The organism is Mesorhizobium sp. M1066 (genome assembly GCF_040318635.1).
Lineage (GTDB): Bacteria > Pseudomonadota > Alphaproteobacteria > Rhizobiales > Rhizobiaceae > Mesorhizobium.
On sequence record NZ_JAMYMR010000001.1, the window covers coordinates 177,681 to 197,072 of the forward strand.

Consider the following 19,392-nt stretch of genomic DNA (forward strand, 5'->3'; position numbering starts at 1 on the left):
ATGGACAGAGGCAAGATGGACAGGGGTTGATGACGCAAACCGAAAGACCCTCATCCAACCTGATCGTTATTCCGTGCCTGAATGAAGCCGCCCATATCGGTGCGCTGCTCGATCAATTGCGGCCCGCGGCCGCCCGGCTTGGCGCCCGGATCATCGTCGCCGATGGCGGCAGCACCGACGGCACGCTTTCCATCGTCGAGGACGTGATTGCCAAGGACCCGCGGGTTATCCTGCTCCACAACAAGCGGCGCATCCAGAGCGCGGCGATCAATCTCGCCGTCGGTACCTTCGGCGATGGTGCCGACTATCTCATTCGCATCGATGCGCATGGCGGTTATCCCGACGATTATTGCGACCGGCTGGTCGAGGAAGCCCTGGCTACATCAGCGGATTCGGTCGTCGTTTCGATGCTGACCAGCGGCAGCGGTGCCGTGCAGAAGGCGGCCGCCGCGGCGCAGAACTCCAAGCTCGGCACCGGCGGCTCGAAGCATCGGCATCTTTCGCAAGGACAGTGGATCGATCACGGCCATCATGCACTGATGCGGATATCGGCGTTCGGCGCAGTCGGCGGCTACGACGAAGCGTTCAGCCATAACGAGGACGCCGAGCTCGATTACCGCCTGCGCAAGGCCGGCTACAAGATCTGGATGAGCGGCAAGACGCAGATGGTCTACTATCCGCGCGCCTCGCTCTCAGGCCTCTATTTCCAGTATCTCGCCTATGGCCGTGGCCGCGCCAAGAATGTGCTGAAGCACCGCGTCATCCCGAAGGTGAGGCAGATGGTGCCGCTGCTGGTGTTTCCGGTGGTGCTGCTGGCGGCCTTCTCCTTCGTGCACTGGCTGGCGGCAGTGCCGCTGCTGCTGTGGGCGTCGGTGTGCCTGGGCTACGGACTGGTGACGGCTATCCGCCAGCGCAAGGCTGACGTTGCGCTGGCCGGTGTCTCGGCCATGGTCATGCATCTTGGCTGGTCGGTTGGCTTTTGGCTGCAGCTTCTCGGCCTCGGCTCGCGACGCGGAGTGGCCTGATGGCGGTGTCGACAAAGAACCGCAGCATCGACATCGGCGTCTGCACGTTCCGCCGGCCGGAGCTGGCTGACACGCTGCGCTCGCTCGACGCCATGGAGATGCCGGCGGGATTCGATATCCGCATCGTCGTCGCCGACAATGACGACACCCCGACGGCCCGTGACCTGGTGGCGGCGCTGTCGCGGGAATTGACGGTGCCGATCCACTATCGGCATGCCCCGGCGCGCAACATCTCGATCGCCCGCAATGCCTGCCTCGATGCGAGCACAGCGGATTTCGTCGCCTTCATCGATGACGACGAGACGGCCACGCCTCAATGGCTCGCCGAACTGGTCGCGATGGCGCAGCAAAGCGGTGTCGCCGTCGTGCTCGGCCCGGTCAGGGCGCGCTATCGCCCAGATGCGCCGGACTGGATGCGGCGCGGCGATTTCCATTCGACCTTGCCCGTCTGGGTGCGCGGCGAGATCCGCACCGGCTACACCTGCAATGTTCTGCTGCGGATGGGCTCGGACAGCTTGCGCGGCCGCCGCTTCAGCCTGGCGCGTGGCCAGACCGGCGGCGAGGACACCGAATTCTTCGACCAGATGCACAAGGCCGGCGGCCGCATCGCCTTCGCGCCCGAGGCGTGGGTCGACGAGGTGGTGCCGCGCTCAAGGGCGGCATTCGACTGGCTCGGCCGCCGCCGCTTCCGCGTCGGCCAGACGCATGGCCACCTCCTGGGCAGCAGCGCCAGCGGCATCGGCCTGGTCAAGCAGGTCGGCCTGGCCTCGGCAAAGGCCATCTATTGCTTCGCCTCGGCACTTCCGGTCGTCGTCAGTCCGGTCCGCAGGAACCGTAGCGTGCTGCGCGGCATTATGCATGTTGGTGTCGTCAGCGGCCTCGTCGGCATCCGCGAAATCCGCCTCTATGGCCAGCCGTCGCCACAGGAGGGAGGCAAGCGTGCAGTCTGACGTCAGCTCTGTCCCGGATGTTTCCTTCGTCATTGCCGCCTACAACGCCGAGGCGACCCTTGATCGGGCGATTGCCAGCGCCATCGCCCAAAAGGGTGTCAGCGTCGAAATCATCGTCGTCGACGACAAGTCGCGCGATGCTACGCTCGACGTGGCGCGGGCCTATCCAGGGGATATCGTCCGTGTCGTCGCCCTGGCCAGCAACCGCGGCCCCGGCGGCGCCAGGAATGCCGGCCTCGACGCCGCCCGAGGCAGATGGATCGCGGTTCTCGATTCCGACGACGCGGTCTTTCCTGGCCGGCTCGCGGCCATGATCGCTCGTGCCGAAAGCGCGGAGGCCCAGATCGCCGTCGACAATCTGCAGGTCGTTCGCGAAGATGGCGTCATCGAGGACGCGATGTTTCCGCGGCAGTATCTGGAAGGCTTGCGCGAGATTTCGCTGGCCACCTACATCGCCGGCAACGTTGTCTTCGAATCCAAGTTCAACCTCGGCTATCTCAAGCCGATCTTCCAGCGCGAGTTCCTGAACGAAAACCGGCTTCGCTACGACGAGAAGCTGAGGATCGGCGAAGACTACGTCCTGTTTGCCGAAGCCCTGGCCAAGGGCGGCAAATGCGTCGTCGAGCCCGATATCGGCTATGTCTACCATATTCGCCGCGGCTCCATTTCGCGCGTGCTCGAGCTTCACCACGTCGAAGCGATGCGCAGGGCGGATGCCGTGTTCGCTCAAACCCATCGGATGGACGAGGCCGCGCAGACCGCGTTCGCCCGGCGCGGCCGCAGCCTGCGCAAGGCGGCATCGTTTCTGTCACTGGTACAGCACATCAAGGCGCGGTCCCCGCTCAAGGCGATCCGGACAGCGCTCAGCGACCCGGCGGCGGTCAGGCATATGGGCATGCCGATCGCCGTGCGGTTGCGAAGAATGGCGGCACAATTTGCCGTTGGGGCGGGGAGGTGAAGATGCAGGCACATGGAGGGATTTTTCGTGGCCTGTGAATGGACTGAAGTCGATCTCCTCAGAAGGAATTTGCGATGAAGAAAATCAGGAAGGCCGTGATACCGGTGGCGGGGCTTGGAACACGGTTCCTGCCGGCGACCAAGTCGATGCCGAAGGAAATGCTTCCCGTCGTCGACAGGCCTGTCGTGCAATATGCGGTGGACGAGGCCTTCGAAGCGGGCATCGAGCACATCGTCTTCGTGACCGGTCGCAACAAGGCGGTGATCGAGGACTATTTCGACCTGCATCCGGAATTGATCGGCACCTTGGAGCAGACCGGCAAGAAAACCCAACTGGAGGCGCTCGAAAGCATGCTGCCCGTGGCCGGTGCCACCAGCTTCATCCGCCAGCAATCCCCGCAAGGCCTCGGCCATGCCGTCTGGTGCGCGCGCGAGGTTATCGGCAACGAGCCCTTCGCCCTGCTGCTGCCGGACATGGTGTCCTTCGGCGGGCGCGGATGCCTCGCAGAAACCGTCGAGCTTTATGAGCGCACGGGCGGCAACGTGATCGCCGTCGAGCGTTGCGAACCGAGCGAGACCAACAAATACGGCATCGTTGGCCGTGGCGCCGAGATCGGCGGCGGTTTCGAGGTGACGGCAATGGTCGAGAAGCCGGCGCCGGCCAATGCGCCGTCGAACTTCTACATCAACGGCCGCTACATCCTGCAGCCCGAGATTTTCGCTCTTCTGGGCAATCAGCAGCGCGGCGCCGGCAACGAGATCCAGTTGACGGATGCCATGGTTCGTCTGTCGAAGGATCAGCCGTTCTTCGCCCAGCCTTTCCTCGGCCGCATGTTCGACTGTGGTTCCAAGGAAGGGTTCATCCAGGCCAACATCGCCTTCGCGCTGGCGCGCGATGACATGAAGGGTCCGGTTTTCGAGATGCTTCAGGAGTTCGTCCGGTCGCATGAACGCCAGGAAGAAGCCGCATAATGCCCATCTTTCGGGAGTATTGTCAGACGGCCGGCGAAGAGGGGCCGGCAAGTTCTCGCCGTCTGGCACGACGCTTGCTTTGCTTCTGGCGATGCTCCCGATCTTCGAGGCGCCTGCAAGCCAAGGCATGATCCCGGAAAGTGGGTCCCGGTTTCCGGAAAAGGTCGTGTTGAAACAGTGAGATAGAGCCATTGCGACGGACCGGCTCTAGAATTGGACCGAAGATGAATTATGCCAATTTTCCTCTCGACAAGAGGATGCCATTGCCGAATTCGGACGCAGGAGACGGCGAAGACTTCATCGATATCGAGCGGCTGCTTGGCATGGCCGCACGGCAGGCCAAGGTGGTTGCCGTGTGTGCCGTCATCGGTCTCTTCCTGGGCCTGTTCTATTTGCAGACAACGCCGCCCAAATATCAGTCGGTCGCCAGCGTGCTGATCGACGAAGGCTTGAACAAGATTGTCGACGATATTTCGGCGGCGTCGACAACCATGCAGACCGATTCCGCCATCCTGAGCCAGATCGAGATCCTGACCTCGACGCGGCTTGCCGCCGTGGTCGTCGACAAGCTGAAGCTCGACCAGAACGACACGTTCATGAATCCGCCCCAGTCGGCGCTTGCCCAAGGCATAGGCCTCATCCGCAGCGTGATCCAGTATGTCCGCCCCAGCCCTTCCCTTCCGGGTGGTGCCGACTTCAGCAAGCTCGACCCCGCCGCCCGCGATGCGCTGATCGCCACGTCGCGCCGCGACTACGCTATCCTCAAGCTGCAGAACGAGATCCGGGCGGAACGCGTCGGCCGAAGCTACGTCATCGCGCTCGGCTATCAGGCGACGGATCCGGCCTTGGCAAACGCCATCACCAAGGCCTATGCCGATGCCTATCTCGCCGATCAGCTCGATGCGAGCTTCGATGCCACCGAGCGGGCTGCGGTGTGGCTGCAGGGCCGGTTGACGGAGCTGCGCCAGAGTTCGCAGGCAGCTTCGCTCGCGGTTGAGAAATTCAGGGCCGAACATGGGCTGGCCGCCAACAGCGATGGCCAGCTGATGAGCGACAAGCAGCTTTCCGACCTCAACGCCCAGCTTATCGTGGCGCAGGCCGACACCGCACGCGCCAGCGCCCGCTACCAGCAGTACAAGGCCATTGTCGACAGCGGCTCCGAAAACGCCTTCAAGGATGCCGCCATATCGAGCGACCAGCCAAGCAGTTCGGTCATATCGGCGCTCAAGACCCGCTACCTCACAGTGGCCAAGCGGCTGCAGGACGTCGAGGCGAATTTCGGCCCCGAGCACCCGCAGGCGGTGGCTCTCTCCAAGGAGAAGGCCGACATATCGACGCAGATTTTCGGCGAGCTGAAGCAGCTGACCGAAAGCTATCGCAACGAATATGAGGTGGCGCAGGCACGCGAGACCGCGCTCAGGGCCAACGTCGCGGCCGCGCAAGGCAAGAGTTCCGTCGACAACCAGACGCAAGTCAAGCTGCGTGAACTCGATCAGCAGGCGACGGCGCTCACCACGCTCTATCAGACATTCCTGGGTCGTTACGAGGAAGCCGCGCAGCAGCAATCCTTCCCGGTCGGCAAAATCCGCATCATCTCGGACGCCTCGATGCCGTTTGCCGCGTCAAGCCCGCGCACCATCGTCGTGCTCGGACTTTCGCTGGTGCTTGGCCTGCTGATGGGCGCCGGCTTTGGTGGGCTGAACGAGTTCAACGAACGCTTCTTCAGGACCGGCGAGGACGTGCGCGACCGCGTCAACCTGAAATTCCTCGGCTATCTGCCGACGATCGGCGGCAAGCTCGGCAAGGAAGAAAAGCCGGGTGAGACCCAGGTGGACGCCAAGACCACCCAATCGCTGTCGGCGGCCGAAAGGCGGGCGCGCATGCGGGTCAGCATCGATTCTCCAGCCTCGATGTTCTCCGAAACGCTGCGCAGCGCCAAGATCGCCTTCGACGTCGTGATGGAAGGGCAAGGCAGCCGCGTCATCGGCATCATCTCGGTGCTTCCCGGCGAGGGCAAGTCGACGGTCGCGGCAAATCTCGCCGGCTTGCTTGCCGCCAATGGCGCCAAGACGCTGCTGATCGACGGCGACTTGCGCAATCCCGGCCTCAGCCGGGGCCTTGGCATGGAAGCCGAGCAGGGTTTGATGGAAGCGGTTGTCAGCGGCCAGACTTGGCAGTCTGTCGGCAAGATCGACAGGCAGACGAAGCTGGCGATCATCCCGGCGGTGCTGCGCGGTCACTTCTCGCATACCAGCGAACTTCTCTCCTCGGCCGGCATGCGGCGCTTCATCGAGAACGCCAAGGAGACGTTCGAATACATCGTCGTCGATCTGCCGCCGCTCGGACCGGTGGTCGACGCCAAGGCCTTCGCCCCCTTGGTCGATGGGTTTGTCCTGGTCACCGAGTGGGGGCGCACGCCTCGCGCGATGGTCAGGTCGATGCTGGAATCCGAACCCTATGTCGCCAACAAGATCGTCGGCGCGGTGCTGAACAAGGTCGATTTGAAGAAACTGGCCAAATACGGATCGTTCGGTGGCTCGGAAAAGTTCTTCGATAAATATTCGAGCTACTATCTGGAAAAGTCGGAAGTGCGCGGCAAGGCGCCGGTCTGACATCGGTCATTGCGCGCGTGGGGCCACTTTGAGGTCTATCGATCTTCAGGTCAGCACACCTGAACATCGATGCGTCAGGAGAAGATCAGCCTGCCTTGCTTGTCGGCGATCCTGACGGCGGTCAGGCGTCCGCTCTGGAAGGCGGCTGTGTCGATGCCGAGCCGGCGCCCTTCGAGCTTCGGGACATCCACCGGCGTATGCCCGTGCACCACCCAGCGGTCGAGCAGGTGTGTTGCCTCGAAGAAGTCCGAACGGATGGTAATTAGGTCGTGGTCGGTTTGCGCCGCAAGGTCGACGCCGGGCCTGATGCCGGCGTGGACAAACACGAACTTCCGCGAGCGGACCATGATCGGCAGCCCGCGCAGGAAGCTGACGTGATCCTCTGGAATGATCTCCCTTATGCGTCTGTCGATCTGCGCGCTGCTCCCGTAGAGGCTGGTGAGGCGCGCCGGATCGATGCCGTAGGAAAACAGGGTTTGCAGGCCGCCCGTCGCCAGCCAGGGCTCGCGCGACAAATGTCCGTCGAGATAGTTCAGCATGGCCACTTCGTGGTTGCCCGCAAGACAAATGCGCTGAAACCCTTTCGGCGCCGGCGCCAGGAGGTGATCGAGCACCCGCGCCGACTGGAGCCCCCGGTCGATGTAGTCGCCAAGCATGACGATGATCTTGCGGCTCTGGAAGCGCAGCGAATCGAGCAGGATGTTCTGCTCCAGGGCGCGGAGTTCCTTGTAGCAGCCATGCACGTCGCCGATCGCGTAGACAACGGCATCCTGCATGTCGATATCGAGGCGCGGACGCGCCGCGATGCGGGGTTTTCGCTGGAACAGGGTCACGTGCGGGGCGTCTCGAGGCGAACTCTCATGCGGAAGGCATAAGCGCCTGATATCATGCCCGAAACGGAGAATTCCGCAATCGTGGAAAATGCAGCCGCGCCGGGTCGGGACCGCCAATGCATGTCGCCCAAAAATGAGCTCGGTTTTGGAAGAACGATCTGTGGAAACAAAGGCCTGAAGCGGGCCTGAATCCGCTCAGGCGCGACATGCTTCACGTCGGCCGTCCGGCCGGTAATGCCGGATCGTCGTCAGGCTGCCTTGAGCCGATAACGGAACACGGTGTGGTCGAGCAGCAGCCGGATGCGTGGTTCGGCCTCGATCGCCACCAGCCAGCTTGCCGCGATCATCGTCGCGCCGACGACCGCCATCGAGAACAGATGTGGCAGACCGGCGCGGACCAGGATGCCGAGCAGGGCCGCGCCGACGACATCGTGCAGCAGGTAGAGCGGATAGGTCATCAGCCCGATCCGGCGCCAGCCGCTCCAGGACAGGTCGAGCCGCAGCGACCATGCCATCAGCGCGATGCCGATGAGGAAGATGAGGATCGGCGGCGCGAACGGCATATCCCGCCCGACCTTCAGGATATGAACGTCGACCGAACTGGCGATCTGCAGCACACCACCGGCCAGAAACAGGGCGCAGAAGGCAAGTCGGGCGCCTGTCACCGCCTTGAAGCGCATCAGCCACAGCATGACGCCGGTCGCGAAGAAAACGCCGTGATGCACCAGCAGCAGGTCGAGTGTGCGTGTTTCGGCAAGATCGGCCCAGCCGAGCGGGTAGTAGAGGCACCAGAACAGCGTGCTGACCAAGCCGATGGCGACGGCCACAATCTCCATCAGATGGAAGCGGCCAAGGCTGAGTAAGATCCAGACGATAGCATAGAAGGCGATCTCGATGCCCAGCGTCCAGTAGACGCTGTCCACCCAAGGCGCGTACGGAACGAACAGGCCGGTGCGTAGGAGCCTGATAACGGCATCGGTCGGCCAACTGAGGCCGACAAGCAGCAGCACCACCGCCGTGACCGGTGCGCAGATCCAAACCGCCGGCGCCAGCCGTTTCACCCTTGCTTCGAAAAACTGTAGGGGTGTCGACCTTTCGGCGCTGAAGGCGATGACGAAACCGCTGATGACGAAGAAGATCTGGACGCCGACCCAGCCGGATTCGACCCAGGCGCCTATTGCCGGTTGCGGGGGAACGCCGCCCGTGGCGCGCGCCGAAACACCGTCCGGATACGCCCACACCCAGAAGCCATAGTGATAGACCATGACCATGACGGCGGCGAGAAAGCGCAGGATGTCGACGCCGCCAAATGTAATCTTCTTTTGAGCCATGCGACCTTTGTCGATGGCCCCCCGCAAGCACTGTAGGGCGCATTGCTGCGTTGCACAATAAAAGATTGCTCGTCGATCCGAAAAGCGGCCTCGACAAGCCAAAGCCTTCAGCCGCTCAAAGGCCGATCCCACGGTCCTTCAGGGCCTTGGTGATCTCGTCGAGGATGATCGGATCGTCGATCGTCGCCGGCATGGTCCATTCTTCCTTGTCGGCGATCTTCTGCATGGTGCCGCGCAGGATCTTGCCCGAACGCGTCTTTGGCAGGCGCTTGATCGTCACCACAGTCTTGAAGGCGGCAACCGGGCCGATGCGTTCGCGCACAAGGCCGACCACTTCATTCTCGATCAGGCCGACGTCACGCGTCACACCCGCATTCAACACCACGAAGCCCAGCGGAACCTGGCCCTTCATGGCGTCGGCAATGCCGATGACCGCGCATTCGGCGACATCGGGATGGGCCGAAAGCACCTCTTCCATGGCGCCGGTGGAGAGCCGGTGGCCGGCGACATTGATGATGTCATCGGTGCGAGCCATAACGTAGAGATAGCCGTCCTCGTCGATCATGCCGGCATCCGCCGTCTTGTAGAAGCCGAGGAACTCGTCGAGATAGGCTTGGCGGAACCGTTGATCGGCATTCCACAGCGTTGGCAGGCAGCCCGCCGGCAGCGGCAGTTTGATCACCACATTGCCCAGCGTGCCGCGCGTCACCTCATTGCCACCATCGTCGAGCACGCGGATGTCGTAGCCGGGCATCGGCACGCCGGGCGAGCCGTATTTCACCGGCAACAGGCCAAGGCCGGCGGGATTGATCGTCATCGGCGAGCCGGTCTCGGTTTGCCACCAATGGTCGACCACAGGCACACCTAGCTTCTGCTCCGCCCATTTGATGGTTTCCGGGTCGGCGCGCTCGCCGGCAAGAAACAGCGTGCGGAATTTCGAGAGGTCGTGTTTGGCAATGAACTCGCCCTTCGGGTCCTGCCCCTTGATGGCGCGGAATGCGGTCGGCGCGGTGAACAGCGCGACCACGCCATGCTCCGCTATCACCCGCCAGTAGGTGCCGGCATCGGGCGTGCCGACAGGCTTGCCCTCGAACAGGATGCTGGTGCAGCCATGCAGCAGCGGTCCGTAGACGATGTAGGAATGGCCGACCACCCAGCCGACATCGGACGCCGCCCAGAACACCTCGCCCGGCTTGACGCCGAACTCGTTTTCCATCGTCCATTTCAGCGCGACCATATGGCCGCCATTGTCGCGCACGATGCCCTTGGGCTGGCCGGTCGTGCCCGATGTGTAGATGATGTAGAGCGGATCGGTGGCCAGCACCGGCACGCAATCGACATTGGCGCCTGCGGCCCGCTCGCGGGCGACGGCGTCGGCATAGTCGATGTCGAAATGCTCCTTCAGCTCGCAGCGCAACTGGTCGCGCTGCAGGACCAGGCAGGCGTCCGGCTTGTGGCGGGAGATCTCGATCGCCTTGTCGAGCAACGGCTTGTAGGCAACGACGCGGCCCGGCTCCAGGCCGCAGGATGCCGAAATGATCAGCTTCGGCCTGGCATCGTCGATGCGGGTGGCAAGCTCATGCGAGGCAAAGCCGCCGAAGACCACCGAATGCACCGCGCCGATGCGAGCGCAGGCGAGCATGGCGATGGCGGCCTCGGCCACCATCGGCATGTAGATGATGACGCGGTCGCCCTTGCCGATGCCGCGATTCTTCAGCACAGAGGTGAGTGCAACCACCTCGCGCTTCAGCTCGGCATAGGTGAACTTCCTGACCGTTCCTGTGATGGCGCTGTCATGGATCAGCGCGATTTGATCGGCGCGCCCGCCCGCGACATGGCGGTCGATGGCGTTGTAGCAGGTGTTGCAGGTGGCGCCGGTGAACCAGCGGCCATAGACGCCGGCCGCGGCGTCGAACACCTTGTCCCAGGGCGAATACCAGTCGATGCCGCTGGCCGCGTCCGCCCAGAAGCGCTCCGGGTCGCGCTTCCAGCCTTCATAGACCTCGTGATAGCGTGAAGCCATCCGTACCTCCCCGGGAAATGTTTTTCTTCCTTCCAGATAGCGCGCTCTAACCTTGGCCGCAAATCCACGCCATTGTGGCGACGGCATCGACCTGGCGCTTGGGGGCAAGCAGCTATGAATTGCGAGACAGGATTGGGGTGGTGATGTTTGCTGCTGTGCGGTTCATCGGGCGCTTTGCGCAATCATCGGTCACGGGCGCCCTACTTGCTATGTCCACCGGAACCGCTGAAGCCGGCGATGCCGCGGCACGGCACATCATCGGCTTTTCGCCGGATGGCGCTTATTTCGCCTTCGAGCAATTTGGAACGCTCGACGCCGGCGTCTCGGACTCCGGCTGGTCGCAGATCGATATCATCGATACCCGTACGGATCAGGTGGTTGGCGGCAAGCCGATCCTCGTCGTCGACGAGACGGAGGAAGCGATACTGACCCTGGAGCAGGCGAGGGCTCAGGCCGCCGCTCAGGCAGCGCCCATTCTGGCCCAATATGCGATCACATCTGTGGCCGAGCAGGCGGCTTCCGACAAGTTCACCTTCCCCGGCGAAATGGTTGCCTACAACGACATCTCCCGCCTCGAACAGGTGTCGCGGAAATGGCTGTCGCCGCTCCACGGCGAAACAGGCATTTCGACCATCCAGCTCGACGAAATCCTGGCGGCCAGCGCGACCGATTGTTCGGCGAGTGTCGATGCGAGGCAGCGAGGCGACCAGGCACTTCGAGGTGAAAAGCCACTTCAAGGTGAGAAGGCAGGCAAGGCGCTCGGCTTCCGGCTGACGCTGCAAGGCCAGGATGGCAAGCCGATCAAGATCCTGCACGAGGACAAGACCGTGCCGGGCTCAAGAAACTGCCCGACCTCCTACAGCCTGTCGGAATCCTACCAATTCACCCCGGCCGACAAGCCGGCGGTGATCGTCGTGCTGGTCCAGCGTTTCAGCCAGGGTTTCGAGGGGCGCGATCGTCGCTTCCTTGCAGTGACCGGGCAGCCACGCTGAGAGGTTGCGCCCAGGCGCCGGCAGCCGCTGTGTCTGAAGGTTGTTTCTAGATCGGCAGGGCCACAAGCATGAGGCCAATGCCGCCAGCGATCAAAATGGCTGTAGCCAGCGCTTTTCTGTGACGTTCAAAGCTCGTCGGAGCTCGCTCCCAATTGTAACGCATACGCTATCTCCCCAATACCCGGACAGGTTTTACCTTACTTAGGGGAAGAAATGCAACGTCCGCTGCCGGCAGGCCCGCTGCTTGTCACATTTCATCGATGACTATTTCTGGGACGAATGCGGCCGGGAAGACGCAACCGAGCAGGTTCTAAAGCGACTGGCGCGGAGAATCTGTCAGCAAAGCCGTTGGTCCCGTGCACTGGGCTCCCATGATCAGCTGATAGACAGCGCTCCACCTCCGCGCTATCTGATTTCCGGGATGAGCGTGGCTTGGAGGGGCGTGGTGGAAATAGTCTCTGGAACCGTTCTGCGGCTAGCCGAGGATGCCTCCGTGCAGCATGTGGGCGATGGCGCAGTCGTGCTTTTGGCGCGCAGCGGCCAGCTTTATACATGCAACGGCACGACCGAAGCCTTTCTCGACAAGGTGGACGGCGCGCGCAACCTCGACCAGATCGTCGACCTGCTTTGCGAGGAGTTCGAGGTTGACAAGGGGACGCTCGATCAGGACATGGCGGCACTGGCCACGGATCTGATCTCTGAAGGTATCCTCGCCGCGCCAGGTGCTTGATGGCTGACGGCCCGCTCCTGCGCGCTCTGTTTCGCTGCCATCTCTGGGCAAGCGCGCGGCTGATGCCGGTCCTTGTCACCAACCGGAGCTTCGAGGAGGTGCTCAAATGGGCGCCGCTCGCCTCGTCGACGCCCTATCGCGGTCTGCCGTCCGCCTACATCGTCGCGAGCGTCAACCGCGCCGTCCGCCATCCCTGGCTGATGCGTGACCGCAGGTGCCTGAGGGAGGGTCTGCTAGGTCATCGTTTCCTGCGCCTAGCCGGTTTCGATCCGGACCTGCGCTTCGGCGTCGATCCGCAGTCGATGCAAGCGCAGCGCCTGGCAGCGCATTGCTGGGTCTGCCTCGATGGCAGGCCGGTGGTCAGCGACAAGCTTCCCGGCATGGTCGAAATCTATCGTCATCATGCCGATGCCGTAAAGGCGCGCCCCGCTTGACCAGACCTTCAGCCTGCTATGGCCTCAACGGCCTGATCCTGGGCATATCGGCCGAGCGCCCCGAGCTGTGGCAGGATTTCGACCGGATGCTGGGCAGCCTGCGTATCGCGGAACCCGTCGAGCCGGACTTTCGTCTCGAGATCGCCGAGACAGTCACCTTGGACGAGGCACCCAACGGATCCCTCGTCTTCGATGGCGAGATGCCGGAGGATGGTCACTGCCGGATGATCGAGGATGGTGGTATCATCCATCTGGTCTTTCCCGAGCGTCAGACCGTTGCCATCAATGGCGTGGCGGGCTGGGCCGAACTCCGGATCCGCCCTGGCGCGAAAGCCGCGTGGACACCGGCAATGCTGGTGCTCGACGCCGCGCTCGACGCCGGTGGCCAGCATATGCTGCACACTGCCGGCTTGACGTTGCCGGACAGCGATGCGGTGGTGCTGATCCATGCTCCGAGCGGCACCGGCAAGACCACGACGTCGCTCGCGCTGGCAACACAGGGCTTTGGCCTCTGCTCCGACGACGCCATGATCCTGAATGTCGCTTCTGGCAAGGTTGTCGCCTGGGGCTTGCCGCGCGCCGTCAAAATCCACCAGAAGACTGCCGAAATGATCCCGCAGGTGGCGCCATGCCTTGGCGAGGCGTGGGATCGCAACAGCGAACAGCCCGTCTCGCTTGAAAGGCTGGAGGATATCATCCAGGTGGAAAACGCGTCCGCCCGGCCGGTGGCGGCCCTCCTGCACCTGGCGCGCTCCACCGGAAGCCAGACCCGGCTCGTCGCCATGGCCGGGACCGACGCAATGGTGGCGCTGGCAGTGGACAATGTCCGCACCGGCATGACCGGGCTGCTGCCGATGCAGAAACGCCGGCTAACGACCATCGCCGGGCTGGTCAATGCAGTGCCGACCTTCCGGTTGGAGGTGGGCGCGCGCCCGGCTGACGCTGCGGCGCTGATCAGCGCCGCTCTGACGACGCGGGACTGAACAGCCGATCAAGCAGCGTGCGGCCTGGCCTTGGCCAATCTCTGGATCCACCGGAAGGCGTCGCGGCGCAGGCGCGAGCCCAGTCTGTCCCTGGAATTGACGCCGAGCAGCGTATTCGTGGTGATCAACCGCTTGGCCAGCCGTATCGAGAGATCGGGCTTGATCCGGGCGGCGAGTTCAAGCGCTCGGCTCTCCTTGAACAATTGGCCCGTCACATCGAGCACAACAGCCAGTTCGAGTTCGATGCCGGTGATGCGGGCAGCGTCGAAGAGGCGTGCTTCCGCTTCGGGTGATTGCAGCGCCCGCACGCCTTGCAGCACGTCGACGCAAAGCTGCAGCCGGTGGAATTTGTGGCCGCCGGCGGCGTGAACGATGGCGATCGTCAGAAGAGCCACCGGCGTGTCGGTCGCCTCGCCGTCGATGGCGCGCAATTCAGGCAAACCCAGCGACAGGCGCCGCCGCATGCCGGTGTCATGCACGAGGTCGCCATGCAGTTCGACCAGCAGGCTGGAATTCTCCTTTTCGAGCCATTTGAATTCCTGCAATTCGTAGGATTCGGCCTCGTTGCTGCCAAGCTCGAAGCCGCATGCCGCGATCACCCGGTTTGCCCTGGCCAGATTGGCGGGTTCGACGAGGATGTCGATATCGGTGAACGGCCTGTCGGCGACGTTGCGGTAGAGCTTTCGCGCGAAGACCGGCCCCTTGACGATCCGCGCCGGAACATTGTCCGCCGTCAGTCCCTTCATGATGCGGTCGCCATGATACTTCAACAGCATCGACTGGCCGGTGGCGATCGTCGCTTTCTGGCGCAGGTCCTCCAGTTTGTCTCCCAGCTCCTGATCCGATGGGAGTTGCGCGTCGCCGCTGAGCTTGCGCAGCATGATCGGCAGGACGCCATGGAATTCGGCGTTGTCGAGCAGCGACATCAGCGTCTTTGCCGACAAATTATCGACGTCGACAGTCGGCGCTTCCGGATCTGCGTAGCGCAGCAGCAGCTTTTCTTCGGCAGGGGTAAGCGGTGGCAGCATCAACCCGGACAATGTTGCGATTGAAGGGAAAGATGTTGCAGAAAAGCAGGGTGGAAGCCAGCTTTACATACCCCAGCGCAGCGCTGCCGTGTGTACCGGCGCATCCCAAAATCCGGTCGTTTCGTCGTCGAGCATGGTCAGCGTGATCGAGCAGCCGGCCATGTCGAGCGAAGTGACGTAGGAGCCGACCAGCGAACGGGCCACCGTCACGCCATGCGTCTCGAAGATCAGCCGTGCGCTGTTGTACATCAGATAGAGTTCCATCAGCGGCGTGCCGCCGAAGCCGTTGACGAACAGCAGCGCCGGACCCTTCGCCCTGTCCCCGAGATCGCCCAGGATCGCGGCACAGATCTCCTGCGCGATCGCATCGGCGCTTTTCAACGTGTCGCGCCGGCGGCCGGGCTCGCCATGGATGCCGACGCCGAACTCCATCTCGCCATCACCGATATCGAAAGTCGGCTTGCCCGCCGCCGGCACGGTGCAACTTGTCAGCGCCACGCCCATCGAGCGGGTGGCCGTGTTGACGCGGTCGCCCAGCGCCTTCAACGGCGCCAGCGCCAAGCCATGTTCGGCCGCCGCGCCGACGATCTTTTCCACCACCAGCGTGCCGGCGACGCCACGCCGGCCCGTCGTATAAGAAGAATTCTCGACGGCGACATCGTCATTGGTCACGATCTGCTGGACGCCTTCCGACAGCTCGGCCGCCATCTCGAAATTCATCACATCGCCCTCATAGTTCTTGACGATGAACAGGCTGCCGGCGCCGGTGTCGACGGCTTGCGCCGCCGCCAGCATCTGGTCCGGTGTCGGCGAGGTGAACACCTGGCCGGGGCAGGCGGCGTCCAGCATGCCGTGACCGACAAAGCCGCCATGCAGCGGCTCGTGGCCGGAGCCGCCGCCCGAGATCAGCGCCACCTTGCCCGGCCGCAAGGTCTTGCGCCGGATGAATTTGTGCGCGTCGCCAAGCACCAGGATGTCGGCATGGGCGGCCACGAATCCGTCGAGGCTCTCGGTCAGCACCGTGTCCACCGAGTTCATGAACTTCTTCACGATCGTCTCCTCCCGAAATAGGCCTTCCAAACAATTCCAGGAAAAGTATGTCGCGTTTTTTCCGAAATTGCGTAAAACAAAGAGTTCGATCAGCTACCCTTGCCGGTGATGCTGGTGATCTTCTGGATGAAGTCGTTTACCGCTTTGTCGAGCGCGGCGTTCTGCTTGTCGTCGCCGAAATCCGGCACGATGAGCGAAACATGCCGCGTCTTGCGCATGCCTGCTGCGATCGACATCTTGCCTGGATGCGCCTGGTGGTAGGCGGCGAGAAACTGGTCCCGCTCGGCCGGGCTGAAATGGCACACCGAAAATATAGAAGGCAAATGCTTTGACGGAATCGGGATCGAATAGGCCGGGCTGGAAATCTGCGTGACGAAGCTGCGGTGCTTGCCGAGCGCGTCGGCCAGACGCTGGCGCATGCCGGATGGGCGCTGGTCGATGACGTGCGACAGGATCGTCTTGTAGGCGCGGATCGCCTCTTCGGAACCGGGTTCGGGTGTCCTGTCGACCATGCCAGCCGCGCCTAGACAGAAACGTCCGCGATGGCCGCCTTGGCCATGGCGAGTTGCGCCGGGGCGACGGAAAAGTCGCGCAGGCCCGCCTCAAGCAATGACGGGATGGAGGCTGGATCGCCGCCGGCATCGCCGCACAGGCTGACCGGGATATTTTCACGCGAGCCGAACGCAGTCACGGCAGCGATCAGCCGCAGCACGGCCGGATGGCGGACCGAATTGAGATGTGCCACGGCAGCGTTGTCGCGGGCCGCCGCCATGACATATTGGGTGAGGTCGTTGGAGCCGATCGAGAAGAAGGCGGCATCAGTAAAGGCTTCCGGCACGATCGCCACCGAAGGCACCTCGACCATAATGCCGAGGGGCGGCATCTTGTTCGCGATACCGCGCGCGGCAAGTGCGGCCTGCTCCTCGGCGAACATCGCCGCTGCCTGTCGGTATTCCTCCAAAACGGCGACCATCGGAAACATCACTTTCAGGCTGCCATGGACGGCGGCGCGCAGCAGCGCCCGGATCTGTACACGAAACACCTCCGGCCTTGCCAGCGACAGCCTGATCCCGCGCAGGCCGAGGAAAGGATTGCTCTCCTCGACGGTGAAGCCGGGCACCGGCTTGTCGCCGCCAGCATCGACGGTGCGGATCGTCACCGGTTTTTCGCCGGCCCACTCCAGCACCTTGTGATAGGCGCGATACTGCGTCTCTTCATCGGGAAGCGTCTTGCCGAACAGGAATTCGGTGCGCATCAGCCCGACCCCGTCGCAGGTGGCGATATCGATGCCGTCGACCTCGGACGGGTCGGCGATGTTGACCTGCACCCGCACCGCTGTGCCGGTCTTGGTGATCGCCGGCCGCGCCAGGAACGTTGCGGCTCGATCGCGGCGCGCCCGGAACGATGAGGAGGATTGGCGAAAGGCAGCGATTTCAGACTTGGAGGGTGATAGCACGATGCCGCCATGTTCGGCGTCGAGCAGCGCTGTGCCGGCTAGATGAGCTAGCGAAGTGCCCAACCCGACAACCATCGGCACGCCGCGCGAACGCGCCAGCATGGCGACGTGGCTGGCGGTGCTGCCCGCCTTCAGCGCGATGCCGCCGCCGCGGCTCCAGTCGGTTTCGAGAAAACGCGTCGGCGCGATGTCCTCGCCATAGAGGATGGCGCCGGCTGGCGCCTGGACGTCGCCATCCTCGGACAGCGCCCGCAGCACCTGATCCCTGATGTCGCGGATGTCGGCGGCACGCGCGCGGAAATAATCCTGGTCTGAAGCATCGTAGCCGGCAGTCTCAGCATCAAGCGCTTGCCGCCATGCTTTGTCGGCTGGCAGGCCGGTGCGGATCGCGGCAAAGGCCGGGCTGCTCAGCGCATCGTCTTGCAGCATGGCGATCTGGAATTCGAGGATGTCGGCGGCATCGCCCTCGGCCATCCCGATCATTGCAGTGAGACGGCCCGTGGCAATGCCGATTGCGGCTTCGAGCGCGGCCTTCTCATCGTCGGCTGTTTCTTTGCCGACATAGGAGCGGACAGTCTGGTCGAGGTCGAAGAGCGGCCCTTCGGCATAACCGGCCGAGGCCGAAATGCCTTTAATCCTAAGCGGTTCGGGCATGGTCCGCGCCTTCGTCGAAATCGCGCCGCACCAGTTCGACCAGCGCGTCGACGGCATCATTGGCGCCGTCACCGCTGGCCCTGATGCGCAGCACCGTGCCCTTCGGCGCCTTGGCCGCCATCACCTTGACGATGCTCTTGGCGTCGAACCATGGTCCGTTGGCGGCAAGCGCGATTTCCACCTCGGCGGCAAAGCTCTTGGCCAGCTTGGTGAACTTCACCGAAGGACGCGCGTGCAGACCCACCTCATGGGTGATCACAATGGTCGCTTCGGCGGATGCGGACATGTCTTTCAAAATTCCCGTTCGTTCACGACGGCGACAATTCATGCGCCGTCGCCACCACTTCCCTGAGCGATGCGCCACCGGACGACTCTGTCGCCGCCATCACCGCGCCTTCGACGATAGGCGCGTTGCAGACGATGATCTTTTGCGAGCGTGGCTCGCCGATCATCTCCACCGCCATTTCCGAATTGGTCTCGGCGCCGCCGAGATCGACCAGAATGGCGACACCGGCTTCCGACCAGGCCTTGTCGATAGCGCCCATGATCGCCTCGACATTGGTGCCGAGCCCGCCATGGCCGTTTCCGCCGCACCACGCAAGAGGCACTTCGTCGCCCACCATCTGCCGCACCATGTCGGCCGTGCCCTCGGCAACCAGCGGCGAATGCGAAACGATGACGATGCCGACATTGCTCATGGCTGACCTTCCAGCGTTTCGACGATCGTGCGCACCAGAAGCGCGGTCGAACGTGCACCGGCATCCATGTGGCCGATCGAGCGGTCGCCAAGGAACGAGGCGCGGCCACGCAAGGCTTTCATCGGCACGGTCGCCTCGGCCGCCGCCTCGGCGATATCGGCGATTTCAAGAGCTGTCTTTCCCTGCAGCAGCGCGTCATGCACCGGCTGCAGCACGTCAAGCAGGGTTTTTTGTCCGATCTGCGATTTGCCCCGCGCGGCCACCGCTTCGATCGCCTTGCCGAACGCCGCCGTCAGATTGGCGCGATCAGGCGCCGCTGAAATCTCCTTGCCGAGCGCCAGGAACAGGGTGCCAAATAGCGGGCCGGAGGCGCCGCCGACCGTCATCACCAGCTTGGTGCCGATCGCCTTCAGGGCATCGGGCAGCGGTTTGGCCGAAAATGCTTCGGCTTCGGCGCGCACGGCCTCGAAGCCGCGCTTCATGTTCAGCCCGTGGTCGCCGTCGCCGATCGCCTGGTCGAGCGCCGTCAACTCCTCGGCGTGAGCGGCAATGGTATCCGCAGCGGCCGCGATCAGCCGGGCAAGGTTCAATGCCGCCATGTCACCCGCATTCCCGGTTTCCATGCCGCCCGCAGTATCGAAAGAACGCTCATTCGACAACTGGA

19 protein-coding genes are annotated in these 19,392 nt (G+C 63.3%); 9 read left to right on the forward strand and 10 right to left on the reverse strand.

The genetic code is table 11. From position 1 onward, the window contains the following. Nucleotides 1-29: 29 nt before the first annotated feature. The 5 genes from NKH52_RS00780 (at nucleotide 30) to NKH52_RS00800 (ending at nucleotide 6,516) form a co-directional block, all read left to right on the forward strand. On the forward strand, nucleotides 30-1,025 hold the full coding sequence (locus tag NKH52_RS00780) for a glycosyltransferase family 2 protein (RefSeq protein ID WP_352729233.1): 996 nt from the start codon (nucleotides 30-32) through the stop codon (nucleotides 1,023-1,025). Then, nucleotides 1,025-1,975: a glycosyltransferase family 2 protein gene (locus NKH52_RS00785; RefSeq protein ID WP_352729231.1), complete on the forward strand. Its 951-nt coding sequence runs from the start codon at nucleotides 1,025-1,027 to the stop codon at nucleotides 1,973-1,975. Before NKH52_RS00780 ends, NKH52_RS00785 begins: the two co-directional genes overlap by 1 nt. Next, nucleotides 1,965-2,933, forward strand: a complete 969-nt coding sequence (locus tag NKH52_RS00790; protein WP_352729229.1) for a glycosyltransferase family 2 protein — start codon at nucleotides 1,965-1,967, stop codon at nucleotides 2,931-2,933. Before NKH52_RS00785 ends, NKH52_RS00790 begins: the two co-directional genes overlap by 11 nt. Nucleotides 2,934-3,007: 74 nt before the next feature. Continuing rightward, nucleotides 3,008-3,904, forward strand: coding sequence for a UTP--glucose-1-phosphate uridylyltransferase (locus NKH52_RS00795; RefSeq protein WP_013528099.1), 897 nt, complete (start codon nucleotides 3,008-3,010; stop codon nucleotides 3,902-3,904). 224 nt (nucleotides 3,905-4,128) lie between these two features. Next, on the forward strand, nucleotides 4,129-6,516 hold the full coding sequence (locus NKH52_RS00800; RefSeq protein WP_127289904.1) for a polysaccharide biosynthesis tyrosine autokinase: 2,388 nt from the start codon (nucleotides 4,129-4,131) through the stop codon (nucleotides 6,514-6,516). A gap of 74 nt (nucleotides 6,517-6,590) precedes the next feature. Here the strand turns inward: NKH52_RS00800 and NKH52_RS00805 are convergent, their stop codons facing one another. The 3 genes from NKH52_RS00805 to NKH52_RS00815 all read right to left on the reverse strand — a co-directional run bounded on the left by NKH52_RS00805 (nucleotide 6,591) and on the right by NKH52_RS00815 (nucleotide 10,703). Next, nucleotides 6,591-7,349, reverse strand: a complete 759-nt coding sequence (locus tag NKH52_RS00805) for a metallophosphoesterase family protein (protein ID WP_023811603.1) — start codon at nucleotides 7,347-7,349, stop codon at nucleotides 6,591-6,593. A 248-nt stretch (nucleotides 7,350-7,597) separates the two neighbouring features. Continuing rightward, a complete protein-coding gene (locus NKH52_RS00810; protein ID WP_352673361.1) occupies nucleotides 7,598-8,680 on the reverse strand; it encodes an acyltransferase family protein in 1,083 nt (360 codons plus the stop codon). A 115-nt stretch (nucleotides 8,681-8,795) separates the two neighbouring features. Continuing rightward, nucleotides 8,796-10,703, reverse strand: coding sequence for a propionyl-CoA synthetase (locus tag NKH52_RS00815; RefSeq protein ID WP_352729226.1), 1,908 nt, complete (start codon nucleotides 10,701-10,703; stop codon nucleotides 8,796-8,798). 209 nt (nucleotides 10,704-10,912) lie between these two features. Between NKH52_RS00815 and NKH52_RS00820 the strand changes: the two genes are divergently transcribed. From NKH52_RS00820 to NKH52_RS00835, 4 genes are all read left to right on the forward strand, one after another. Beyond that, nucleotides 10,913-11,695, forward strand: a complete 783-nt coding sequence (locus NKH52_RS00820) for a DUF2259 domain-containing protein (RefSeq protein ID WP_352729224.1) — start codon at nucleotides 10,913-10,915, stop codon at nucleotides 11,693-11,695. A gap of 244 nt (nucleotides 11,696-11,939) precedes the next feature. Then, nucleotides 11,940-12,425, forward strand: coding sequence for a PqqD family protein (locus NKH52_RS00825; protein ID WP_352729222.1), 486 nt, complete (start codon nucleotides 11,940-11,942; stop codon nucleotides 12,423-12,425). Next, on the forward strand, nucleotides 12,425-12,859 hold the full coding sequence (locus NKH52_RS00830; protein WP_023811607.1) for a lasso peptide biosynthesis B2 protein: 435 nt from the start codon (nucleotides 12,425-12,427) through the stop codon (nucleotides 12,857-12,859). The genes NKH52_RS00825 and NKH52_RS00830 overlap by 1 nt, the downstream gene beginning before the upstream one ends. Continuing rightward, a complete protein-coding gene (locus NKH52_RS00835; protein ID WP_352729220.1) occupies nucleotides 12,856-13,842 on the forward strand; it encodes a phosphoenolpyruvate carboxykinase (ATP) in 987 nt (328 codons plus the stop codon). Before NKH52_RS00830 ends, NKH52_RS00835 begins: the two co-directional genes overlap by 4 nt. An 8-nt stretch (nucleotides 13,843-13,850) precedes the next feature. Here the strand turns inward: NKH52_RS00835 and NKH52_RS00840 are convergent, their stop codons facing one another. From NKH52_RS00840 to dhaL, 7 genes are all read right to left on the reverse strand, one after another. Further along, the gene (locus NKH52_RS00840; RefSeq protein ID WP_352729218.1) at nucleotides 13,851-14,870 is read right to left on the reverse strand and encodes a nucleotidyltransferase family protein; all 1,020 of its coding nucleotides are present in this window, start codon (nucleotides 14,868-14,870) and stop codon (nucleotides 13,851-13,853) included. Nucleotides 14,871-14,933: 63 nt separating this feature from the next. After that, entirely contained in the window at nucleotides 14,934-15,920 is a 987-nt protein-coding gene (dhaK, locus tag NKH52_RS00845; protein WP_352729216.1) for a dihydroxyacetone kinase subunit DhaK, read from the reverse strand. A gap of 89 nt (nucleotides 15,921-16,009) precedes the next feature. Continuing rightward, nucleotides 16,010-16,432: a hypothetical protein gene (locus NKH52_RS00850; RefSeq protein WP_352729214.1), complete on the reverse strand. Its 423-nt coding sequence runs from the start codon at nucleotides 16,430-16,432 to the stop codon at nucleotides 16,010-16,012. An 11-nt stretch (nucleotides 16,433-16,443) separates the two neighbouring features. Further along, entirely contained in the window at nucleotides 16,444-18,030 is a 1,587-nt protein-coding gene (gene ptsP / locus NKH52_RS00855; protein ID WP_352729212.1) for a phosphoenolpyruvate--protein phosphotransferase, read from the reverse strand. Further along, a complete protein-coding gene (locus tag NKH52_RS00860; RefSeq protein ID WP_352729210.1) occupies nucleotides 18,014-18,316 on the reverse strand; it encodes an HPr family phosphocarrier protein in 303 nt (100 codons plus the stop codon). Before NKH52_RS00860 ends, ptsP begins: the two co-directional genes overlap by 17 nt. A 22-nt stretch (nucleotides 18,317-18,338) precedes the next feature. After that, the gene (dhaM, locus tag NKH52_RS00865) at nucleotides 18,339-18,728 is read right to left on the reverse strand and encodes a dihydroxyacetone kinase phosphoryl donor subunit DhaM (protein WP_352729208.1); all 390 of its coding nucleotides are present in this window, start codon (nucleotides 18,726-18,728) and stop codon (nucleotides 18,339-18,341) included. After that, entirely contained in the window at nucleotides 18,725-19,327 is a 603-nt protein-coding gene (dhaL, locus tag NKH52_RS00870; RefSeq protein WP_352729206.1) for a dihydroxyacetone kinase subunit DhaL, read from the reverse strand. The genes dhaM and dhaL overlap by 4 nt, the downstream gene beginning before the upstream one ends. Nucleotides 19,328-19,392 lie beyond the last annotated feature (65 nt).

Excerpts from the sequence above, each read along its gene's own strand:
- NKH52_RS00780 (WP_352729233.1), top strand. The coding sequence starts at position 30 with ATGACGCAAACCGAAAGACCCTCATCCAACCTGATCGTTATTCCGTGC.
- NKH52_RS00785 (WP_352729231.1), top strand. The coding sequence starts at position 1,025 with ATGGCGGTGTCGACAAAGAACCGCAGCATCGACATCGGCGTCTGCACG.
- NKH52_RS00795 (WP_013528099.1), top strand. The coding sequence starts at position 3,008 with ATGAAGAAAATCAGGAAGGCCGTGATACCGGTGGCGGGGCTTGGAACA.
- NKH52_RS00800 (WP_127289904.1), top strand. The coding sequence starts at position 4,129 with ATGAATTATGCCAATTTTCCTCTCGACAAGAGGATGCCATTGCCGAAT.
- NKH52_RS00810 (WP_352673361.1), bottom strand. The coding sequence starts at position 8,680 with ATGGCTCAAAAGAAGATTACATTTGGCGGCGTCGACATCCTGCGCTTT.
- NKH52_RS00815 (WP_352729226.1), bottom strand. The coding sequence starts at position 10,703 with ATGGCTTCACGCTATCACGAGGTCTATGAAGGCTGGAAGCGCGACCCG.
- NKH52_RS00820 (WP_352729224.1), top strand. The coding sequence starts at position 10,913 with ATGTCCACCGGAACCGCTGAAGCCGGCGATGCCGCGGCACGGCACATC.
- NKH52_RS00830 (WP_023811607.1), top strand. The coding sequence starts at position 12,425 with ATGGCTGACGGCCCGCTCCTGCGCGCTCTGTTTCGCTGCCATCTCTGG.
- NKH52_RS00840 (WP_352729218.1), bottom strand. The coding sequence starts at position 14,870 with ATGCTGCCACCGCTTACCCCTGCCGAAGAAAAGCTGCTGCTGCGCTAC.
- NKH52_RS00850 (WP_352729214.1), bottom strand. The coding sequence starts at position 16,432 with ATGGTCGACAGGACACCCGAACCCGGTTCCGAAGAGGCGATCCGCGCC.
- ptsP (WP_352729212.1), bottom strand. The coding sequence starts at position 18,030 with ATGCCCGAACCGCTTAGGATTAAAGGCATTTCGGCCTCGGCCGGTTAT.
- NKH52_RS00860 (WP_352729210.1), bottom strand. The coding sequence starts at position 18,316 with ATGTCCGCATCCGCCGAAGCGACCATTGTGATCACCCATGAGGTGGGT.
- dhaM (WP_352729208.1), bottom strand. The coding sequence starts at position 18,728 with ATGAGCAATGTCGGCATCGTCATCGTTTCGCATTCGCCGCTGGTTGCC.
- dhaL (WP_352729206.1), bottom strand. The coding sequence starts at position 19,327 with ATGGCGGCATTGAACCTTGCCCGGCTGATCGCGGCCGCTGCGGATACC.